Consider the following 18,130-nt stretch of genomic DNA (forward strand, 5'->3'; position numbering starts at 1 on the left):
GGCCCCGTGGGTTACTTCTGGTCTGGCGGGGAAGGTTGCTTATCGCCTGACTCGGGTGCTTCTGTTGGATCGTCTTTTTCAATATATGTCATGAACTCTCCTCTTGTTACCCACACGCAGTTAAGTATAGAACGGATTGTGGAAGGTGCGAGGAACGTTAAGGTTTGATGACAGGGAGCAGGTCAGTCGTGATGTGTGAATGCCTGGTGGAGCAAGTCGAATCCTGGCCAAAAATATTTATTGCACCCTCTGAATATCACAGAGAGTGAGTACTGAAAGGGCGCTGTATGGCTTAAGGTCTGGCTCCATGAGTGGAAAGCCGGTAAGGCTAAAAATCAAGCTCCAGGCCAGCGATAGTAGTGACATGCATTGTCAAATGAGAGCCCTGGTCACTATAAAGAAGCTTTTTTGTTTCTGGTGTTTTATTAATTTTAATCAAAAATTGTCTCTCAGATTAAGTTTAAAGTTCGCCCGTTAATTTTTATCACAAAAGAACTTTAACTTTCTTTACAGAGACTAAAAATAATGAAATTTCGGATGATAGCTTTATTCGTGAGCGCTGTTTCTTCAGTGTCTGCTTTTGCGGGAGAGTTTGATACTGCTGTTAAAAATCGTGATAACTTCCGCGCGGCTGAAGCTAAATCCGTAGCGGCCTTTAATGATGTGGCCAGCCGTGACGGTTCAGGGCGGTTCAATGCAGATGGTTCTACATTCAGTGCTTCAACAATCAGCAATAACCAAAGGGCCATCGCTAACCGTATTGCCGCTGAGAATGCAGTGAATGGTACTCACTACCGTAATCAGGTAACAGCACAACAGACTAACCAGATTAACAAACAGTTTGGACAATCCTACATAGATGCAAAAAATAATCAGTCTGCAACAGCGCCTGTAGTTAATGCCACTTCATACCGCTTAGGCATCACCCAGCAAAAACAGAAAACTATGGGTGTGGCTTCAATCAACAAAGTAAGCCTGGATAATGCTCATAGCATCAATGTAGCGGCCGCCAGCCTTCCAGCTAACACGCCAGTAACAGCAACTATCCACGGGGTTTCTCAAACTACAACCGCTGGCGCTATTGCAGCCTTGAATCCTGCTGAACAAATTGCTGTCCCACACGTTGCCGCTTTCCAGCGTACAGCTGTTAAAGGTGGTGCGAGTGGTAAATCAGGCCATTCAACTACAACTGGTCATGATGGACACGGGCAAGAAAACGCGCATAGCCACGCTTTTGGCGGTCATGGCTATGGCGCTGATAACAGTCGGTCAGAAGGTTTTGGCGGGCACTCTCATTTTCACTAAGGGGTAATATTAAAAAGAGTTTATTTTTTTACTATCAGCTCGTTAGCTAACCAAGCGACAACGATAGCGACTATTGCTACTCCTTACCTTGTCAGAGAGTGGATGAATAAAAAATGAAGAAATTTATACTTGTGGTAGCGCTTTCCCTGAATATTCTTAACTTTGCCTCTGCATCTCCTTCACCTAATCACACTTTATCGACTGGTAAGGTATCGCAGTGGAAAGGGTACGGTGTCACTGTTAAAAGAGACAGCTCAGGGATTGTCACTGTTGACGGGAAACCTGCGGCCCCGGATGAAGTCACAGAGAAAGCGACAACCTATCAGCAAGGGTTGTTTAATGTGATCATCTATAAGAGCGGTAAAGTGGCGCTGATGAAGCAAGGGCAGTTTGTCGGTTATCTGAAGAGAGATCATTTAAGAGGGGGCTGATAAGCCTAATGCTGATCAGTTAAAATTAGATTTGTAAAGGCTGTCACGGTCAAACGTGGCAGCTTTTTTTCTGGGCGAACGAGTCGCAGTGCGGGCCTGAGCACCTCTGCTGCTGCCGGGCCGTCCTCGCGCCGCTCACGCGGTACCTTCGGCTTTGACGTCGTGCCGACGAACCGTTCGGGGATCGGCCCTCCCTGGCCGGCCCCGAACTGTCCACGCTTCCCGGCGTGGACTTCTGGCCCACCGTCACGCCTCAGCGCTGTGGATAGCCCTTTCAGCAGCAGAGGCGCTCAGGCCTCCACTCTCGTGCCCTTTTTAACAATACACACTGAAGTTTCAGAGCACGCCGGCACCAGACTGCGTTATCACCTGTCGCTTAAATGGCTGGCATTAGGCTGATAAGCTTCCTTTTTTATGGGGTATGTGTGTGGGATATGTACGCTGTAGAAAGGGTCAGAGAATTAATGGCAAGGGAAGAATATAAAAAACATCAGCTATTACAGCTTGTTATTGTTTCAGAATGACACATTAGATTTAAGGCCGCGTTCAGTCCTGAGGTAGAGGTTAAATCACCTTGAGTGGCGTTGATCAAAGAATGACAAGATGAAAATGAATTGGTCTGGATGAAAGGGCTGAAATAGTAAAACCTTTTGCCGTGTTTGATCGCGCTTAGGCCGCCATCCCATCCTATGGAAGGCACTTGCACCTGAAGTCAGTCTCTGAGTTATGGATGTTCTTTGGGTCTAATGTCACCTCGTGGGGATCTCATGGCATGAATAGCCCTGTCAGGACCTGTCTGAAGCAAGCAAAGTATATGTGCAAAATAAAGAAACGAAAAAAGCAGCCTTTAGGGCTGCTTTTCAGGGAATTTGGTCGGCACGAGAGGATTTGAACCTCCGACCCCGGACACCCCATGACCGTGCGCTACCAGGCTGCGCTACGTGCCGAACACTGGAGGATTAGTCTACTGGTTATCACCATTAATGCAAGATACCTGCAGACTATTTGCCTGATTATTAATCAGTTAGCGATAAAGCGCTTCTCTTCAGTTAATACCTGCAACAGCAGCGCCAGTTCTGGCTTGTGATCTTTCAGGGCGTTGCCCTGCGCATCATAAGCGCGATAGCTGCCGTTATTGTTGAGTACCAGCGTCACCTGCGGCGTGGTAATCACCAGCTTATTCTCTTCGCTGCTGACGACCCAGTCATGGCGGCGGCGCGCAGCAAACAGATCTTCACCCTGAGAGTAGTTCACCGGATTGGTCCGCACATGCAGCAGTCGCTGCATCAGCGTCGACATCACATCCTGATGATCAGAAAGGCGATCAACGGTCTGCGCGGGCGTATCAGGCCAGTGAATCACTAACGGCACCTGCAGAGTCTGGCGGTTTCCAGCGCTGTCAGGATTGCCATCCAGTGCCAGTCCACGCTGCGCCGTAATCACCACCACCGTGTTCTTCAGTAAATCACGCGCCTGCAGGCTGCTGAGCACAGCGTGGATCTGCTCATCAACGGCAGGAGCCTGGCGCAGATAGCTGCGCTGACGCGCTTTTGCACTGTCGCCGGTGACGTCCGGGCCGTTCAGGGCAATCCATGAGAACCACGGCGCCTGTGAACCGTTCTGTTTTTCCAGCCAGTTCTGCCATTGCGCTACAGTACTGGCGTTGGGCTGGCTGGTCGTTGCAGGCAGTGAATAATCAGTCAGCAACGCCTGTCGGTAGAGCGGCGGATTAAAGCCTTCCGAGGAGAAGAGGCCAAACTGGTAACCCTGGGTGCTAAGCGCGCCCAGCAGCGCGGACGGCGTTCGGGACGCCAGAATACCGTTCATGTAGCTGGATGAGATCCCATAGAACAGGCCAAACAACCCTTTCTCCGGCGTATCACCCGCGCTGTAGTGCTGGGTAAAACGCACGTTCTCGCTGGCGAACTGATTAAGCTCCGGCAGCGCTTTGGCCAGCGTGGCGTTGTTCAGACCATCGACCGTCAGCACCAGCAGGTTGTTGCGTGTGCCGGCATCACGGAAAGTAATCTCGCTCAGCGGATATTCCACCGCCACTGCTTCCGGATCACCCTGCTGAATCAGCCGACGCTGATACTCCTGCGCATCCAGCAGACCATGACGCTCAAGGAAGCGGCGGGCGGTCATCGGGTAGGAGAGCGGCAGGTTGGCACGCTGCATCGTAATCGGACGATAGAAATTCGCATCGGCCCAGATATACATCAGGTGGCTGGCAAAGAAGGCGCTGATAAACAGGGCGGCGACAGGCTTGCCAAATGAACGGCGATTCAGGCTGCGTAGCTTTTGCCAGCTCCAGGTCGCAAACAGCATCTCAACCAGGAAAATCAGCGGCACGCTGATAAACATCAGCTGCCAGTCGCGCGCCATCTCGCTCTGATCAGGGTTAATGACCAGCTCCCACACCACCGGATTCAGGTGCAGGTGGAAGCGGCTGAACACCGCACTGTCGACCATCACCAGCGTCAGCCCGGCGGTAGCGACCACCGCGGACAACACCCGCATCAGCCGTTGCGACATCACCACAAAGGTCAGCGGGAAGATAATCAGCAGATAGGCGGCAAAAACAACAAAACTGAAGTGGCCAACCCAGCTGGTATAGGCGTAGATGCGCCCCGCCAGCGAAGAAGGCCAGTCGGCGACCAACAGGTAGCGACTGCCTAAAATCAGCGCGAATAAGATGTTAAACAGAGCAAACCAGTGACCCCAACTGATCATCTGGGAAACTTTTTCGCGGTAGCGCTGCCGGTTGGTTACCATATTATGAAGTCAAATCAGCCAATTAATGGGCGTTATCGTCACGCACAGACGCCTGAAGGGCATCGGCGAAAGATCGTGCCAGTGAACGACGTTGCGCCGGAGCGACATCGCTGTTAATTAAGTTGGTCACCATATTTCCCAGAACCATCAGGGAGAGATCGGTGGGGGCCTTGTCCTTGTGCAGGATTTGGGCCATTTCCGCGAGGAGTTGTTCCACGCGTTCGTCACTGTAACGGGATGATTGTGCCATATCGTCGTCTAAGCTCATTTCAAAAGGCGATATATTACCGGAACAGCGCACTTTTTACCGCAATTTTATCGAAAGCAGCGCGTTCGCTATACGCATGGAGTTGAAAGCCGATGCTGGCGGTGTTTGAATACGCGCCTGTGCTAAAAGGAGAGTCTACCATGAGTCTGGATATCGACCAGATTGCCCTGCATCAGTTAATTAAACGCGATGAAAACCAGCTTGAACTGGCGCTGCGCGATTCGCTGCTGCCTGCCACCAACACGGTCAACGCGATGGTGGAGGAGTTACACCGGGTTTATAGCGCAAAAAGCAAAGCCTATGGCCTGTTCAATGCAGAGAGTGAACTGGCAGAAGCGCTGCGTAATTGTCGTAAGGGCAACGATGATTTTCTCGCTTTTAGCCGTGCCGCGACCGGTCGTCTGCGCGATGAGCTTGCAAAATACCCCTTCGCTGAAGGCGGCGTGGTGCTGTTTATTCACTACCGCTATCTGGCGGTGGAATACCTGCTGATTGCGGTGCTGAACAGCCAGTCCAGCATGCGCGTCAACGAGCAGATGGATATCAGCAGCACCCACTATCTCGACATCAATCATGCCGACATCGTGGCACGCATCGATTTAACCGAGTGGGAAACTAACCCGGAATCGACCCGTTACCTGACTTTCCTGCGTGGCCGCGTCGGGCGTAAAGTGGCTGACTTCTTTATGGACTTCCTGGGTGCCGAAGTGGGATTAGACACCAAGGCGCAGAACCGCGGTCTGTTGCAGGCGGTAGATGACTACTGCAACGAATCGGAACTGGATAAGCAGGAGCGGCAGAATTATCGCCAGCAGGTCTACAGCTACTGCAACGAGCAGTTGCAGGCGGGCGAGGAGATTGCGCTGGAAGAGTTGTCGAGCGAACTGCCACCGCTGGGTGAAAAAACGTTCCAGGCCTTTACCCAGGAGCAGGGATATGAGCTGGAAGAGAGCTTCCCGGCGGATCGCAGTACTCTGCGCCAGCTGACGAAGTTTGCCGGAAGCGGCGGGGGACTGACCCTGAACTTCGATGCGATGTTGCTGGGTGAACGCATTTTCTGGGATCCTGCAACGGACACCCTGACGATTAAGGGCACACCACCCAATCTGCGCGATCAGCTGCAGCGCCGTACCAGCAGCAAATAAAAAAGCCGGGCTTAGCCCGGCTTTCATTCCCTGCACGCGGCGATCATTTCACCGGGTCGCGCCAAAAGAAAAGGGCCGGTTTCGCAACCGGCCCTTCTGCTTTCAACGAAGTTCGCGATTAAGCGCGAACGAAGTCGATGTGGAACAGTTTTGGCTTGAACGGGTGACGCTGAACAGCCTGAACTTTCACTTTAGTTTCTTTACCGTCAACTGACAGGGTCAGCACTTCGTCGTAGAAACCTGGCTTAGATTGCAGGTTCATTACAGAGTCGTGATCCAGGTCGATGGCAACAGCCGCTTCAGAACCACCGTAGATGATGGCCGGGAAACGGTTTGCTGTACGCAGGCGGCGGCTCGCACCCTTACCCTGCTCTTTACGTTCTACTGCATTGATAGTGAGCATTAATATATCTCTTTATTTAATTCCTGCTACAGGCGACCCAGTAACAGGCTGGTTATTCAATACCGCTGATGCACATGCAAAAGCGGGCGGCAGTATAGCCGTTATGCCGGGTGGTAGCAAACGATATACCCGCCAGCCGGGCTCGGCATCCGGTTAGCCGGACCCGATAGCGCTCATTAGCGCAGCTCATTGGCACGGCGATAGCGACCCTGATAATCGAACATTTTTTCGCGGATCTGCCAGAACTGACCTTTGGCCCGCGCCACCACAAAGTCGGGATGACGCAGCAGCGGCTGCAGCGCCAGCACGTCAGCGGCGCTTTGCCAGCCCAGCGGCACGCCGGGCGCGCGCTGATGCGGGCGCATAAAGAGCTGTTCAAACGCTTTGCGCTGGGCCGGTGTCTGCAGACGAAACCGTTCGCTGACGCTGGTGCCTTCCTCGTCATAATAGGTCGCCTTGAGCCATTCACCTTTGGCATCACGGCCCTGTTCCAGCGTCATGCCGCCACAGCGCAGCACCAGCGCATCTTTAAGCTTCAGCGCCGCTTTGAGCATATCGTCAGGATCGACCAGAATTTTGTCGCACTGGTGACAGCGCCGGGCGGCAATATCATTCTCTGCGCCACAGTCGGGGCAGCTTTTAAAGCGGAAGCGGAAGTCACACTGTTCGCGCTCGCCCTCATCATCTTCCAGCACGCCCTGACAGCGTCGCCCAAAATGTTCGATAACCATGCCATCTTCGGTCGCCTTGCCCCAGAAGGTGTTGGCGAAACCGCAGGCGGGACAAAAAACCTGTATCGGCTGATTGTCGCTGGCCCCTTTGGGCGCGCCGACCTCGGGCGTAAAGAGATCGTGCGGATTACCGGCATAATCGAGAATCAGACAGTCGGTTTTACCGGGCGAGAGCCGCAGGCCGCGTCCGACGATTTGCTGATAGAGGCTGACCGACTCGGTCGGGCGCAGAATCGCAATCAGATCAACGTGCGGAGCATCAAACCCGGTGGTCAGCACCGCCACGTTAACCAGGAATTTCAGCTGCTGCGCCTTAAAGGCCAGAATCAGAGCATCGCGCTCTCTGGCAGGCGTTTCGGCTGATACCAGCGCGCTGTTAGCGGGCAGCAGCCGCAAAATTTCATGCGCATGTTCCACTGTTGAGGCAAAAATCATCACCCCCAGCCGATCTTCAGCGAACTCCACGATCTGACGGATAATATGGGGCGTCACGCGCTGCTGCTGTTTCAGTTCACGATTAAGATCGGCTTCGCTGAACAAGCCACTGCTTTGTGCCGTCAGGCGGCTGAAGTCATACTGCACCACCGGCATATCCAGTCGCTCCGGCGGCACCAGAAACTGATGTTTGATCATGTAGCGCAGCGGCAGTTCATAGATACAGTCGCGAAACAGCGATTTTTCGTCGCCACGCATCATGCCGTGATAGTGGAACTGATAAATCCAGCCTTTGCCCAGCCGGAAAGGCGTGGCGGTCAGGCCCAGTAAACGCAGTTGCGGATTATGCTGACGCAGATGATTAAAGATCTGCTGATACTGACTCTCTTTATCATCACCGATACGGTGGCACTCATCGACAATCACCAGTGAAAAGGCGCTGTCGAACTGGTCGAGGTTACGCGCCACTGACTGCACGCTGCCAAACACCACTTTGCGCTGGCTCTCTTTACGCTGAAGTCCGGCGGCAAAGATATCCGCCTCCAGCCCGTAAGCCTGATATTTACTGTGGTTCTGCGCTACCAGCTCTTTGACGTGCGCCAGCACCAGCACCCGGCCACGCGCCAGCCGTGCCAGCTCGGCAATGACCAGGCTCTTTCCGGCACCGGTCGGCAGCACAATGACTGCAGGCTGTTGATGACGACGGAAATGCGCCACGGTGGCATTCACCGCATCCTGTTGATAGGGGCGTAAGGTAAAAGACATGATGCTCACTTTTGCAAAACTGGGGGTAATTATGCCATGAAAGTGCGGTAAACGCGCTGTCAGGCTGGCGCGGATCACGTTATACTTCCCGCACATTTTCAACGGTTAACCAGGCCGTTTCAGATTCCCTCCGCAGTAACAGGCAAAACGAATTCATGCGACTCGACAAATTCATCTCTCAGCAACTGGAAATCAGCCGCGCCATCGCCCATCGCGAGATCCGTGGCCAGCGTGTCACCGTTAACGGGGAAATCGTACGCGATACCGCGTTTAAACTGCTGCCCGACCACGAAGTCGTCTATGACGGCAACGTACTGCAGATGCAGACCGGTCCACGCTACTTTATGCTGAACAAACCGCAGGGTTACGTCTGCTCAACCGACGATCCCGATCATCCCACCATCATCTATTTCATTGAAGAACCGATGTCATTCAAACTGCACGCGGCGGGGCGTCTTGATATCGACACCACCGGACTGGTGCTGCTGACAGATGATGGCCAGTGGTCACACCGTATTACCTCGCCACGTCATCACTGCGAGAAAACCTACCGTGTGACCCTGGAATCACCGGTCAGTGACGATACCGCCGCGCAGTTTACGGCGGGCGTGCAGCTGCACAATGAGAAGAGCCTGACTAAACCGGCTCAGCTGGAGGTGATCACCCCGACAGACGTCCGGCTGACACTCAGCGAAGGCCGTTATCATCAGGTAAAACGGATGTTTGCGGCAGTAGGCAATCGGGTCCTTGAGCTGCATCGCGAGCGCATCGGTGACATCGTACTGGACGCCGATCTGGAACCGGGCGAATATCGTGCGCTGACAGAAGAAGAGATCGCCAGCATCGGTCTGCCGAAAGAGCTGCAGACAAAATAACCGGACGGGCCCGGCGGCCCGCATTACGACCATAAGGGCAGGAGAGGGTGTGCGTAAGGAAAAGAATTCGCCAACAGGACTGGTGGTCATCCTCGGTCTGTTAGCCATGCTGATGCCGTTGTCGATCGACATGTATCTGCCCGCCATGCCGCAGATTGCACGTGAGTTCGGCGTTTCAGCCGGTAGCGTGCAGATGTCGCTCAACCTCTACATTCTTGGCTTCGCGATTGGGCAGCTGATCTATGGGCCGCTGGCAGACAGCTATGGGCGTAAGCCGGTGATTGCGCTCGGCACCCTGATCTTTGCCTGCGCCGCCGCGGCCTGTGCGCTGTCGCAAACCATCGATCAGCTGATTACGATGCGCTTTCTGCATGGACTGTCGGCTGCCGCAGCCAGTGTGGTGATCAATGCGTTAATGCGTGACAGTTACTCGAAAGAGGACTTCTCCCGCATGATGTCCTTTGTGATGCTGATTACCACCATTGCGCCGCTGCTGGCGCCGATCATCGGCGGCTGGCTGCTGGTGCTCTGGAGCTGGCACGCCATCTTCTGGGCGCTCGCGGGCGCGGCGTTAGTGACGACCGTGCTGGTGACCACGCAGATCCGTGAAACCCTGAAGCCGGAGCAGCGACAGCGGTTTCATCTGCGTACTACGCTGGGCAATTTCGTAACGCTGTTTCGCCACAAGCGCGCGTTCAGTTACATGCTGTCGAGCGGTTTCTCCTTTGCCGGGCTGTTTACCTTTCTCAATGCCGGTCCCTTTGTTTACATCGAACTGAATCACGTTTCACCGCAAAACTTTGGCTACTACTTTGGCCTCAATGTGGTGTTTCTGTTTGTCCTGACGCTGATTAACAGCCGCGCCGTGCGCCGCTTTGGCCCGGTGGCGATGTTCCGGATGGGACTGCTGATACAGTTCTGTATGGGGATCTGGCTGCTGCTGGTCAGCGCCTTCAGCCTCGGCTTTTTGCCGCTGGTGATGGGGATCGCGATGTTTATCGGTTGCGTGTCGATGGTCTCATCGAATGCGATGGCGGTGATTCTGGATGAGTTTCCGCATATGGCGGGTACGGCATCGTCCCTGGCGGGCACCCTGCGTTTTGGCGTCGGGGCATTTGTCGGCGCGCTGCTGTCGCTGGTGAGTTTCAACAGCGCCTGGCCAATGGTCGGCACGATTGCACTGTGCGCGACAATCTCTCTGCTGCTCTTTTTCTACGCTTCACGTCCCCGCACTGCGTCCCGGTAATCGGGCGCAGTGGTTTCCCTCTGCAATGACCTGCCGACTTGCACGCCTCCTGACTTTGTTTCGATATTGTGAAAATATTTAGTTAAAAAAGTAATCACAATGCAGCTAAAATGATTGTTAACGGCGTGTGAACGCGGTACATATAGGCTGAAGTGCGATGTGAGTCGCAAAAAATGCGCTTCTGCAATCCACACGGACGGGCCATTAAACCCTGTCCGGACTCAGCGGTTATCAGGCCGCTTCCAGCTGGGCTGCTTTGTGTTGCGACATAAACTCATCCGGGGAGAGTAAACTATGCTGCAACTTTCGATTGTGCATCGTCTGCCACAGCATTTTCGCTGGGCCAGCGATCACCACAGTGCTATCGAATCCGATGACACCACGCTGGACGAGCAGGATTTCGTTGCGCTGCGATTGATCAGCCATGACGGCATTCCGGCGTGGGAGATCCTTCAGCAGCTAAAAGAGGTTCTGGCGGATATTCAGGTCGATTGTAAAGTGGCCGAGTGCGAAGGACAGCCCTGCCTGTTCATTCAGCGTCGTGACGAAAGCGCCACCAACTGCTGCCTGAAAAATCAGGGCGTAGCGATTGCCGAAACCTTTATCGCAGGTTGAGTTGTGCCGACTGCAGCAGCTCGCGGGTATACCCGGCCGCGGGTGAAGCAAACAACCTTTCACACTCTCCCTGTTCCACCACTTCTCCCTGACGCAGCACAATAAGCTGATGGCACAGGGCGCGCACCACATCCAGATCGTGACTGATAAACAGATAGCTGAGCTGCCGCTGCTGCTGTAAGCGGCGTAACAGCGTCAGAATCTGCTTCTGCACCGTGCGATCCAGCGATGAGGTCGGTTCATCCAGCACCAGCAACTCCGGCTCCAGAATCAGTGCACGCGCAATGGCAATACGCTGTCGCTGACCGCCCGAAAATTCGGCCGGATAACGATGGCGACTTTCCGCTTCAAGCCCCACCTCCGCCATTACCTCGATGACCCGCTGCTCCTGTTGCGCACGGCTAAGTTCGGGCTGATGTACCGCAAGCCCTTCCGCAATGATCTGCTGCACTGTCATACGCGGATTCAGTGAAGAGTTAGGATCCTGAAACACCACCTGAATGCGCTGACGCAGCGGCAATAACTGACGACGTGACAGCTGATGCAGCGGCTGGCCGTCAAACCAGACTTCGCCGCGCGAGGCAATCAGCCGCAGCAGTGCCAGCCCGGTAGTGCTTTTACCTGATCCGGACTCGCCCACCAGCCCCAGACTTTCGCCGCGCCGCAGGCTGAAGCTCAGCCCGGAGAGCACCTGTTTCTCACCACTCTGCCGGCGGAACAGCCCGCGCCGCAGCGGAAAGCTGACCTGAAGATTATCGACCTGAAGAATGACCGGCGCGTCTGCGGGCAGCGGCAGCGCTTTTCCTTCCGGTTCGGCAGCCAGCAACTGCTGGCTGTAAGGGTGTTGCGGCTGATTCAGCAGGACCTGGCAGCGGTTCTGTTCGACGATGTGACCATTGCGCATCACGCTAACGTTATCCGCCAGCTGACGCACGATATTCAGGTTATGGGTGATAAACAGCATGCCCATATTCAGCTCATGCTGCAGTTCACGAAGCAGCGTCAGGATTTGCGCCTGCACCGTCACATCCAGCGCGGTGGTTGGCTCATCGGCAATCAGCAGCTGAGGCTCGGTCAGCAATGCCATAGCGATCATCACCCGCTGACGTTCCCCACCCGAGAGCTGGTGGGGGAAATCATTGAGCCGGGTGGCGGGCTGCCGTATCCCGACCCGATCAAGCACGCTGAGAATTTCACCGCGTGCCGCCGGACGACGCAGGCCGCGATGCAGCGACAGCACTTCATACAGCTGCTTCTCCACGGTGTGCAGCGGATTAAGCGATACCATCGGCTCCTGAAAAATCATCGCGATCTGGTTGCCGCGAATCCCGCGCAGGCGCTGCTCGCGCGCGCGCAGCAGATCTTCACCGTTAAACAGAATCTCCCCGCTGGGATAAGCCACCGCAGCCTTATGCAGCAGTCGCATCACCGACAGTGCCGTGACGCTCTTGCCGGAACCCGACTCGCCCACCAGCGCCAGCGTTTCGCCCGCGTCGATACGCAGTGAAACGTCATTCACCACCTGGCGAAGCGTCTCGCCCTGACGAAAGGCGACCGAGAGATGATTGATGGCAAGCAATGGCGTGTTCATTCAGGCTCCTTTGCCGGGATCAAAAGCGTCGCGTACCGCTTCGCCAATAAAAATCAGCAGCGAAAGCAGGATCGCCAGGGTGAAAAAGCCCGCCAGGCCTAACCAGGGTGCCTGCAGGTTATTTTTGCCCTGCAGCAGTAACTCGCCCAGCGAGGGCGAACCCAGCGGCAGGCCAAAGCCGAGAAAGTCGAGTGAGGTCAGCGTGGTAATCGATCCGCACAGAATAAACGGCAGAAAGGTCAGGGTGGCGACCATGGCATTTGGCAGCATGTGGCGCAGCATAATCCGGCCGTCGCTGACCCCCAGCGCCTGCGCCGCACGGATGTAATCAAAGTTTCGGGTACGCAGAAACTCTGCCCGGACCACGCTGACCAGGCTCATCCAGCCGAAAGCCACGGTGACCAGCAGCAGCCACCAGAAACCCGGCTGGATTACGCTGGAGAGGAGAATCAGCAGAAACAGCGCAGGCATGCCGGACCAGACTTCAATCAGCCGCTGCCCAATCAGGTCAATCCTGCCGCCGAAATAGCCCTGCACCGCGCCGACTACAATCCCGATGACGCTGGAGAAGAGCGTCAGCATCAGTCCGAACAGCAGAGAAATGCGCGTGCCATAGAGCAGGCGTGCCATCACATCGCCGCCGTTGGCATCCGTGCCGAGCCAGTTCTGCGCAGAGGGCGGAGAGGGGAAGGGCACCTCGGTAGCAAAATTGATGGTGCTGTCGCTGAAACGAATCGGTGCCCATATGGCCCAGCCATTCTGCTCAATGCGCTGCCGCAGCCAGGGATCCTGATAATCCGCCGCTGTCGCCAGTGCGCCGCCATAGTCGGTTTCGCTGTAGTCAAACAGCAGCGGCACTGTCCAGCGCTGCTGGTAATGCACCAGCAGTGGCTTGTCATTGGCAATCAGTTCGGCACCCATCGACAGCAGAAAGATGATCAGAAAGATCCACAGCGACCAGTAGCCGCGCCGGTTATGACGAAAGCGCTGCCAGCGCTGTTGATTCAGCGGAGAGAGCGTCATGAGCGGCTCCCGAAATCGATGCGCGGATCGACCAGCGTATAGGTGAGATCACTGAGAATATTCATCAGCAAACCTATCAGCGTAAAAATATAGAGCGTGCCAAACATCACCGGATAGTCGCGTTGCAGAGTCGCATCATAGCCGAGTAGTCCGAGTCCGTTGAGCGAGAACATAACCTCGATCAGCACTGAACTGGTAAAGAACATGCTGATAAAGGTGGCGGGGAAGCTGGCGATTACCAGCAGCATCGCATTGCGAAACACATGGTGATAGAGAATACGGCGCTCCGGCACCCCTTTGGCGCGCGCAGTCACCACATAGAGCTTGCGGATCTCATCCAGAAACGCGTTTTTCGTCAGCATGGTCAGCGTGGCGAAGCCGCCGATCACTGTCGCCAGCACCGGCAGGGCAATATGCCAGAAGTAGTCCAGCACTTTGCCATACCAGGGCAGTATGTCGTGCTGCGCAGAGGTGAGCCCGCGCAGCGGAAACCAGTCCAGATAGCTGCCACCCGCAAACAGCACGATTAACATAATGCCAAACAGAAAAGCCGGGATGGAGTAGCCAATGATAATAAAAGCGCTGCTCCAGACATCGAAAGCGCTGCCATTGCGCACCGCTTTGCGGATCCCCAGCGGGATCGACACAAGGTAGATAATCAGTGTGCTCCATAATCCCAGACTGATCGAAACCGGCAGGCTCTCTTTGATCAGCCCGATCACCGAGGCACTGCGAAACAGGCTGTCGCCAAAATCCAGACGCAGATAATTCCACAGCATCTCGCCGTAACGCTGCCAGAGAGGTTTATCGAAACCATAACGCTGTTTAATCTCAGCAATCACTTCGGGATCCAGCCCGCGTGCGCCACGATACTGATTATCGGCAGGATTGAGATGACTGACGCTGGCGCGTGAACCGGCGCTGTCTGCGCCACTGCCGGGCAGACCGGTTGTCTGACCAAACTGAATGTTAGCCAGCGCCTGATCGACCGGTCCGCCGGGCGCGATTTGCACGATAAAAAAATTAAGCGTGATGATCGCCCATAACGTCGGGATGATCAGCAGCAATCTGCGCAGAAAGTAAGCGGCCAACGGTGATCTCCTTAGCGTTTGCTGGCCGGCAGGCGTCCGGCTTTGTTTGTGTCGTACCACCAGTTATCCAGTCCGACGCTGTAGGCTGGCTTGCGGGCAGGGTGAGAAAACTTATCCCAGTACGCCAGCCGCTGCTCTGCGTTGTACCACATCGGAATCATATACGCATTCCACAGCAGCACCCGGTCCAGCGCCTGGGCCAGCGGCCGCAGCGCGTTGGGATCGCCCTGATGCGCCACAATCTGTTTCACGAAGTGATCGACTACAGGCTCTTTGACCCGCGCGGTATTCCACGACGAGGCGATAAAGTCAGACTGCCAGAGGATCTGCAGACTGGACGTCGGGATCGGCATCGCCCCATAGACCGTGGCAATCATGTCATAGTCGCCTTCACGCCAGCGCCGCAGATACTGTGAGTTATCGATCTGCCGCAGGTTCAGCGTAATGCCAAGCCGGGAAAGATTGTGCTGGAACGGTAACGCCCAGTCGGTATTAGTGCCACCGCGTAGCAGGAGTTCTATGGTAAACGGCTGACCGGTTTTATCATTGACCAGACGGCGATTTTTTATCTGCCAGCCCGCCTGTTTCAGCAGGTCAGACGCTTTTAACAGGCTGGCGCGGTCATAGCCGCTGCCGTCGGTTTTGTGTGGCTGATAAGGCTGGCTGAACAGCTCGGGTGGCAGTTGCGCGCGCCAGGGTTCAAGCAGGGCCTGCTGCTGTGCATCCGGCACGCCGCTGGCCGCATACGCCGTGTTCTGGAAATAGCTGCTGGCGCGCTGCCAGGCACCGTAATAGAGCGCCTTGTTCATCCACTCGAAATCGAACATCAGTGACAGCGCCTGACGCACGCGGCGATCCCGGAACAGCGTTTTTTCATTGTTGAATGCAAGCCAGCGGGTATCGATAGCGGCATCGTTAGGCGTGGTCTCTTTAACGATGCTGCCATCGTCAAAATTGCGGCCACGATACTGAGTGGCCCATTTCTTTGCCGATGTCTCTTCACGCAGATCGTAAGCACCCGCCTTGAAGGCTTCAAATGCCACATTGTCATCCAGATAGTAGTCATAACGCATTCGATCAAAATTAAAGCGTCCGCGATTGACCGGCAGATCAGCGGCCCAGTAATCTTTTACCCGGCTGAACTCAATAAACTGTCCCAGCTTCCAGCGAGTGATGCGATAGGGTCCGCTCGACAAGGGTGGCTCGCTTAACGGCTCATTAAACTTCTTATCGCGCCAGAACGACTCTGCGATAACCGGCAGCGTCAGTAAGCCAAGCAGCAGATCTTTATCCGGCTTCTGTGCCTCGATGCGTACAGTGAGATCGTTCAGCGCTTTAACGGTCACGCCACGGTAGGCGACGCGAAATTGAGGCACGCCCTCGGTCATGAATTTCTGATAGGTGAACGCCACGTCGCGGGCGGTGATGGGTGTGCCATTCTGAAAACGGGCGCGGGGATTAAGGCGGATCTCAATCCATGTAAAATCGCTGGCGTAGCGCGCTGACTCGGCAATCAGCGGATAATAACTGCCAGGTTCATCGTCTGAGCTGGTGTAAAGCCCATCATAAAGCGTGCCGGTGTTAATGCCCGGATTACCGCGAGAAGCGTAGCGGTTGAAGTTGTCGTAAGTGCCCACTACCGCCATGGTGATGCTGCCGCCTTTGGGTGCGCGGGGATCGGCGTAGTCGTAATGGCTGAAGCCGGGCGGATATTTCGCTTCACCGGCCTGGGTGAACGCGTAGCTTTGCTGGACAGAGGCCGCCAGTAGCGGGGCGCTGAGCAGGCTGCACAGCAGCAGAAGTCCGGAACGAAACAGCATGCACTCTCCTGTCAGATGTCTGGCGCGATTCGGGCCAGGTAGTGTCAGGCGTTATGACGCCGGAAATAGTCTATCAGCGTTTCCGGCCGCAGCGGACGGCTAAAGATGTAACCCTGCAGATGGGTCACACCGCGGTTAATCAGCCAGGCAGCCTGCTCGCCGGTTTCTACCCCTTCGGCCACACTTTTCAGGTTCAGCTTCTTCGCCAGCTGCAGCACGGTATCGAGCACCGGCGAGGTCAGGCTATCCGTACCGATACTCTGAACAAAACCGCGATCGATTTTCAGATAATCAAAGTCATAACGTTCCAGATAGATCAGCGCGCTGTGACCGGTACCGAAATCATCAATGGCGATATGGATCTGCTGCTGATGCAGCCAGTCAAACAGTTCTCCAACGTTTTCGTCGCGCACCATGGCTCGCTCGGTGATCTCAAACACGTAAGTAAAGTGGTCCGCAGGCATAGTATCAAGCCAGCGCAGCACATCCTGACGGAAACCGCTGTCAGCCAGATGCAGGGGCGAAATGTTGAGGCTGAGGCAGGCATGACGGGGAATGGTATGACACAGCAGGTGGGCATCACGGGAAACCAGCTGAAACAGATGTCGGGTCAGGGGAATAATCAGGTTCTGCGCCTCGGCATAGTGAATAAACACATCGGGCGGAATCGGGCCTTTCGTCGGGTGGGTCCAGCGCAGTAACGCTTCCATCCCATACGGCTGACCATCATGGGAGGTGACCAGCGGCTGATATTCGACGTGAAATTCACCGCGCTTCATGCCCCGAATCAGCTCTTTACCAGGGCGCTGATAAACCGACAACAGCAGCCAGCAAGCGCCTGAAACCAGCAGCGACAGTAGCAGGCCGCTCAGCAGGATATTCTGATAATCGCTGAACGCCAGAGTGGAACCGTACAACACAAACTGCAGCGGATAGCCTGTCAGCGCCTGCCGGTGCAGCGGCGTCGGCAGTTTTTTATTCTGCATGACGACGGATTGCCAGCTGGTTAAGGCACTGCGTTGTGCCACCAGTGCCATACCGGTGATTTCCGGATGCCCGGACGCCAGCAGCTGATAGGGTGCCAGGGTAATATTCAGCGTCGCGAAAACGCCTGACTGCAGGCTGCCGGGATTTTTGATCCACAACGCCAGCGCCGGTTTATTGGGCTGCAACGGCGTGCCCGGCATCAGCTGCAGATCGATATCACGCGAAATATCACTCAGGGGCGCAATTACATTGAGCGGCAGATTAAAACTGCCGGTGGCCGAGGAGCAAAAGGCATTACCTTCTTTAACCAGCAGGATGGCACGAAGATTTCCGGCAAAGGCGGCGCGTGAGGTGAGTTCACGATTGATGGTATTGCAGGCAGTGTGGGTAAACGGAAGCAGGGGACTGAGAGTACTGTTAATCAGGCTGGAGAGCGTTTGCTGCAATGCCGTGCGGCTGTTCTCCAGCAGTTGCTGATGCTGTCGTTCGCGCTTCTGCCAGGTCTGGTGAAGCGAGAGTGCAGCAAATAACAGAAAGAATAAGCCGCCAGCCATCGCACTACTCCATGCGATACGGCGAGGATAGGTGGCATGGCGCCGTAGCGCCCCCGACAGTGGCATGAGG

The 18,130-nt window shown here is 55.2% G+C and carries 15 protein-coding genes and 1 tRNA gene; 6 read left to right on the forward strand and 10 right to left on the reverse strand.

Annotated features, from left to right (window positions below):
- Positions 1–537: 537 nt before the first annotated feature.
- Both ACX8ZY_RS06970 and ACX8ZY_RS06975 read left to right on the forward strand, forming a co-directional pair.
- The gene (locus ACX8ZY_RS06970; protein WP_421665308.1) at positions 538–1,305 is read left to right on the forward strand and encodes a hypothetical protein; all 768 of its coding nucleotides are present in this window, start codon (positions 538–540) and stop codon (positions 1,303–1,305) included.
- A gap of 113 nt (positions 1,306–1,418) precedes the next feature.
- Complete coding sequence (locus ACX8ZY_RS06975) at positions 1,419–1,736, forward strand: hypothetical protein (protein ID WP_022625057.1); 318 nt, start codon at positions 1,419–1,421, stop codon at positions 1,734–1,736.
- Positions 1,737–2,606: 870 nt separating this feature from the next.
- Here the strand turns inward: ACX8ZY_RS06975 and ACX8ZY_RS06980 are convergent.
- The 3 genes from ACX8ZY_RS06980 to ACX8ZY_RS06990 all read right to left on the reverse strand — a co-directional run bounded on the left by ACX8ZY_RS06980 (position 2,607) and on the right by ACX8ZY_RS06990 (position 4,761).
- A tRNA-Pro gene (locus ACX8ZY_RS06980) sits at positions 2,607–2,683 on the reverse strand.
- 73 nt (positions 2,684–2,756) lie between these two features.
- Complete coding sequence (gene yejM, locus ACX8ZY_RS06985) at positions 2,757–4,511, reverse strand: LPS biosynthesis-modulating metalloenzyme YejM (protein ID WP_022625056.1); 1,755 nt, start codon at positions 4,509–4,511, stop codon at positions 2,757–2,759.
- A 22-nt stretch (positions 4,512–4,533) separates the two neighbouring features.
- Positions 4,534–4,761 (reverse strand): YejL family protein, encoded by a 228-nt coding sequence (locus tag ACX8ZY_RS06990; protein ID WP_010248348.1) that lies wholly within the window; start codon positions 4,759–4,761, stop codon positions 4,534–4,536.
- Positions 4,762–4,919: 158 nt separating this feature from the next.
- Here ACX8ZY_RS06990 and yejK point away from each other — a divergent pair, with 158 nt between their 5' ends.
- Positions 4,920–5,924, forward strand: coding sequence for a nucleoid-associated protein YejK (yejK, locus tag ACX8ZY_RS06995; RefSeq protein WP_010248346.1), 1,005 nt, complete (start codon positions 4,920–4,922; stop codon positions 5,922–5,924).
- A 118-nt stretch (positions 5,925–6,042) separates the two neighbouring features.
- Here yejK and rplY read toward each other — a convergent pair whose 3' ends face one another.
- Positions 6,043–6,327, reverse strand: coding sequence for a 50S ribosomal protein L25 (rplY, locus tag ACX8ZY_RS07000; RefSeq protein WP_003854168.1), 285 nt, complete (start codon positions 6,325–6,327; stop codon positions 6,043–6,045).
- A 176-nt stretch (positions 6,328–6,503) separates the two neighbouring features.
- Positions 6,504–8,258 (reverse strand): DEAD/DEAH box helicase, encoded by a 1,755-nt coding sequence (locus tag ACX8ZY_RS07005; RefSeq protein ID WP_187505562.1) that lies wholly within the window; start codon positions 8,256–8,258, stop codon positions 6,504–6,506.
- Between the two features lie 155 nt (positions 8,259–8,413).
- On the opposite strand from ACX8ZY_RS07005, the gene rsuA reads away from it, so the two are divergent.
- The 3 genes from rsuA to ACX8ZY_RS07020 all read left to right on the forward strand — a co-directional run bounded on the left by rsuA (position 8,414) and on the right by ACX8ZY_RS07020 (position 10,994).
- Positions 8,414–9,133, forward strand: a complete 720-nt coding sequence (rsuA, locus tag ACX8ZY_RS07010; protein WP_010248342.1) for a 16S rRNA pseudouridine(516) synthase RsuA — start codon at positions 8,414–8,416, stop codon at positions 9,131–9,133.
- A 49-nt stretch (positions 9,134–9,182) separates the two neighbouring features.
- The gene (locus tag ACX8ZY_RS07015; RefSeq protein WP_010248339.1) at positions 9,183–10,379 is read left to right on the forward strand and encodes a Bcr/CflA family multidrug efflux MFS transporter; all 1,197 of its coding nucleotides are present in this window, start codon (positions 9,183–9,185) and stop codon (positions 10,377–10,379) included.
- 294 nt (positions 10,380–10,673) lie between these two features.
- A complete protein-coding gene (locus ACX8ZY_RS07020) occupies positions 10,674–10,994 on the forward strand; it encodes a YejG family protein (protein ID WP_010248336.1) in 321 nt (106 codons plus the stop codon).
- Here the strand turns inward: ACX8ZY_RS07020 and yejF are convergent.
- From yejF to ACX8ZY_RS07045, 5 genes are read right to left on the reverse strand one after another with little or no spacing between them, the layout of a single operon-like run.
- Positions 10,981–12,585 carry a microcin C ABC transporter ATP-binding protein YejF gene (gene yejF, locus ACX8ZY_RS07025; protein WP_421665309.1) on the reverse strand — a complete coding sequence of 535 codons (1,605 nt, stop codon included), beginning with the start codon at positions 12,583–12,585 and terminating at the stop codon, positions 10,981–10,983. The genes ACX8ZY_RS07020 and yejF overlap by 14 nt on opposite strands.
- The gene (locus ACX8ZY_RS07030) at positions 12,586–13,608 is read right to left on the reverse strand and encodes an ABC transporter permease (protein ID WP_033772273.1); all 1,023 of its coding nucleotides are present in this window, start codon (positions 13,606–13,608) and stop codon (positions 12,586–12,588) included.
- Positions 13,605–14,699, reverse strand: a complete 1,095-nt coding sequence (locus ACX8ZY_RS07035; protein WP_421665310.1) for a microcin C ABC transporter permease YejB — start codon at positions 14,697–14,699, stop codon at positions 13,605–13,607. Before ACX8ZY_RS07035 ends, ACX8ZY_RS07030 begins: the two co-directional genes overlap by 4 nt.
- 11 nt (positions 14,700–14,710) lie before the next feature.
- Positions 14,711–16,519, reverse strand: a complete 1,809-nt coding sequence (locus ACX8ZY_RS07040; protein WP_421665311.1) for an extracellular solute-binding protein — start codon at positions 16,517–16,519, stop codon at positions 14,711–14,713.
- A 44-nt stretch (positions 16,520–16,563) separates the two neighbouring features.
- Positions 16,564–18,126 carry a cyclic di-GMP phosphodiesterase gene (locus tag ACX8ZY_RS07045; protein WP_187505565.1) on the reverse strand — a complete coding sequence of 521 codons (1,563 nt, stop codon included), beginning with the start codon at positions 18,124–18,126 and terminating at the stop codon, positions 16,564–16,566.
- Positions 18,127–18,130 lie beyond the last annotated feature (4 nt).

This window comes from Pantoea sp. XAF26B01_ASV70 (assembly GCF_054512635.1).